Source organism: Micromonospora sp. NPDC003776, from assembly GCF_053605645.1.
The window spans coordinates 1-1,089 of sequence record NZ_JBSGJR010000993.1 but is presented as its reverse complement, the minus strand read 5'-3'; the positions used below and the strand labels follow the sequence as shown (position 1 = coordinate 1,089).

1 protein-coding gene is annotated in these 1,089 nt (G+C 74.4%); it reads left to right on the top strand.

What is annotated here, in order from left to right; genetic code table 11:
* Window positions 1–115: 115 nt before the first annotated feature.
* On the top strand, window positions 116–1,089 hold a 974-nt coding region (locus ACWEVO_RS36995; protein WP_452312020.1), incomplete at its 3' end, for a DUF6114 domain-containing protein.

Below are 1,089 nucleotides of genomic sequence, written 5' to 3'. Positions count from 1 at the left end.
TGAACGTGGGCCCGCGCGCCTGGTAATGCTTCTGATCTGTTGTCGCGGCCCGCGGCGGGCCCCCTCCGCGGGCCTCGACCTTGTTTCACCCCGACCGCACCGCCAGGAGGAGTACGTGACAACCGCCGAGACGCAGCACGCCCGACCCGGTCGGGTCGGTGAGGCGTGGCGTGGGTTCCGCCGCTGGCGGCGGACCCGACCGTTCTGGGGTGGGCTCTTCACCGCGCTGGCCGGCCTGGAGATCTTCGGCACCACGCAGATGAGCTTGAACGGCCTCACCTTCCAGATGGGGCCGACCGGTTTCCTGTCCTGGCTGATCCCGGTCATCCTGGTCGCCTGCGGGATGCTGCTCTGGTTCAGCCCGGCACAGCGCATGTTCTACGCGATCGTCGCGGCGATCACCGCGCTCTACTCGATGATCGGGGTCAACCTCGGCGGGTTCTTCATCGGCCTGCTGCTCGGCATGGTCGGCAGCGCCCTCGGCTTCGCCTGGGTGCCGGCCAGGAAGCCGGCCCCGGCCGGCGAGCCGGTGGTCGAGGCCGGGCCGGCCGACGCGGAGGACGTGGGCCCGGCCGACGACGAGCCGGCCCTCGTGGACGAGTTGCTGCCCCGGCAGCGCGAGGACGAGACGACGGGCGTGCTCACCGACACACTGCCCGAGCCGCGCAACCCGCTGCGGGAGCCGGTCCCCACCGAGGCCGCCGACACCACCCAGGTGCTGCCGGCCGTCGGCCCGGACGGGCCGGAGCGACCCGGGCACCGCGACCCGCGGCTGTACGGCATCCTGCTGGTGGTCGCCAGCGTCTCGGCGGCCGGCCTCTTCGCGCTCCGCGGTGAGCAGCCGGCGCTCGCCGCACCCACCGCCTGCCCGACGGCCACCGCCTCCGCCGTTCCCGAGCCGTCCGCGTCCGGCTCGGCCTCGCCTTCGGCAAGCCCGAGCCCCACGCCCGAGGCGACCTCCGGCGGCAACCTGCTCACCGACATCGTCGACGGCATCACCGGCCTGTTCACCGGCGGCGACTCGAGCAGCGCGCCGTCGCCGACCCCGACCCCGAGCAGCTCGGCCGCGCCGGCCGCCGAGCCCCTGGC